The 2,500-nt window shown below is 54.4% G+C and carries 1 tRNA gene and 2 rRNA genes (1 of these 3 cut by a window edge); all 3 read right to left on the reverse strand.

The features are described from left to right. Positions 1-67: 67 nt before the first annotated feature. Positions 68-144, reverse strand: a tRNA-Met gene (locus AC1DYC_RS31035). Between the two features lie 192 nt (positions 145-336). Beyond that, a 5S ribosomal RNA gene (gene rrf, locus AC1DYC_RS31040) occupies positions 337-451 on the reverse strand. A gap of 167 nt (positions 452-618) precedes the next feature. Then, positions 619-2,500, reverse strand: a 23S ribosomal RNA gene (locus AC1DYC_RS31045); it runs 920 nt beyond the window's last position.

The raw sequence follows: 2,500 nt of genomic DNA on the forward strand, positions 1-2,500 counted from the left end.
GGTGGTTAAGATCGCCGGCCGACCTCCAGATACAAAAAGGCCCGCTTGTGGCGGGCCTTTTTTGATTTGGTTGCGGGGACAGGATTTGAACCTGTGACCTTCAGGTTATGAGCCTGACGAGCTACCGGGCTGCTCCACCCCGCGTCAACTTGTGTGTCGGCCGGTGCCTTTAGACAGGATGGCCTATAGATAGATAGATGGCTCACCAAATGAAAGGGCCGCTTGCGCGGCCCGACGTCCCTTGGCGGGCCTTTTCGTGCAGAGAAGATTTCGCATCCGATTGGATGTGATTTCGCTTCATCCAATTTCTGGATGTAAGCAACGTGCGTTTGGCAGACCTGGCAGCGACCTACTCTCCCGCGTCTTGAGACGAAGTACCATCAGCGCTGGAGCGTTTCACGGCCGAGTTCGGAATGGGATCGGGTGCAGCCGCTCCGCCATAACCACCAGGTCGGCAAAACGCACGTTATTCGAGAAGCTTTTGAGCGATTGGCCACGACATTGCATCAGGCGTAATGCCTGGGGCTCTGTCAGAGCTGTTCGCTGGTCTTTGCTGTGCCATCCATCTGATTGGCGACAATCCTTCGGATTGCGCCGAGATGGGCATAAGGAATGAGAACGATCAAGCCGATCGAACTATTAGTACCGGTAAGCTTCAAGCGTTGCCGCTCTTCCACACCCGGCCTATCAACGTGGTCGTCTTCCACGGTTCTCAGGGAATACTCGTTTTAAGGTGGGTTTCCCGCTTAGATGCCTTCAGCGGTTATCCCGTCCGGATATAGCTACCCTGCTATGCGGCTGGCGCCACAACAGGTCCACCAGAGATCCGTCCATCCCGGTCCTCTCGTACTAGGGACAGATCCTTTCAATATTCCTACACCCACGGCAGATAGGGACCGAACTGTCTCACGACGTTCTGAACCCAACTCACGTACCGCTTTAAATGGCGAACAGCCATACCCTTGGGACCTGCTCCAGCCCCAGGATGCGATGAGTCGACATCGAGGTGCCAAACAACCCCGTCGATATGGACTCTTGGGGGTCATCAGCCTGTTATCCCCGGCGTACCTTTTATCCGTTGAGCGATGGCCCTTCCACGCGGGACCACCGGATCACTATGACCGACTTTCGTCTCTGCTCGACTTGTCAGTCTCGCAGTCAGGCAGGCTTATGCCATTGCACTCAGCGAACGATTTCCGACCGTTCTGAGCCCACCATCGCGCGCCTCCGTTACTCTTTAGGAGGCGACCGCCCCAGTCAAACTACCCACCATACATTGTCCCGGACCCGGATAACGGGCCGCGGTTAGACATCCATAGTAATAAGGGTGGTATTTCAAGGGTGGCTCCACCTGAGCTGGCGCCCAGGTTTCAAAGCCTACCACCTATCCTACACATGCCACTACGAATGCCAATGTAAAGCTATAGTAAAGGTGCACGGGGTCTTTCCGTCTAACCGCAGGAACCCCGCATCTTCACGGGGAATTCAATTTCACTGAGTCTATGCTGGAGACAGCGGGGAAGTCGTTACGCCATTCGTGCAGGTCGGAACTTACCCGACAAGGAATTTCGCTACCTTAGGACCGTTATAGTTACGGCCGCCGTTTACTGGGGCTTCGATTCAGAGCTTGCACCCCTCCTCTTAACCTTCCAGCACCGGGCAGGCGTCAGACCCTATACGTCGTCTTGCGACTTCGCAGAGCCCTGTGTTTTTGATAAACAGTCGCTACCCCCTGGTCTGTGCCACCCTCCTCTACTTGCGTAGAAAAGGGTCACGCTTCTTCCGAAGTTACGCGTGCAATTTGCCGAGTTCCTTCAGCATAGTTCTCTCAAGCGCCTTGGTATACTCTACCTGACCACCAGTGTCGGTTTCGGGTACGGTTTATAAGGAGGAGCTATTTCCTGGAACCGCTCCGCTGCCCGTTCAATCCGATAAGATTGGACAACTTGTGCGATCCGTCACTACCTCCAAGCCCACGAATATTAACGTGGTTCCCATCGACTACGCGTTTCCGCCTCGTCTTAGGGGCCGGCTAACCCTGCTCAGATTAGCTTTAAGCAGGAACCCTTGGTCTTTCGGCGGGGGAGTCTCTCACTCCCCTTACGTTACTCATGTCAGCATTCGCACTTCTGATACCTCCACCACCCCTCACGGGTATGGCTTCATCAGCTTACAGAACGCTCCGCTACCGCTTGGCCCTTGCGGACCAAACCCTAAGCTTCGGTGTATGGCTTTAGCCCCGTTACATTTTCGGCGCAAAGACCCTTATTTAGACCAGTGAGCTGTTACGCTTTCTTTAAATGATGGCTGCTTCTAAGCCAACATCCTGGTTGTTTTGGGATCCTCACATCCTTTCCCACTTAGCCATAACTTGGGGACCTTAGCTGTAGGTCAGGGTTGTTTCCCTTTTCACGACGGACGTTAGCACCCGCCGTGTGTCTGCCGACTAGTACTCCCAGGTATTCGGAGTTTGGTTAGGTTTGGTAATCCGGTGAGGACC

The sequence above is a fragment of the Mesorhizobium sp. P2_E7 genome, assembly GCF_056403855.1.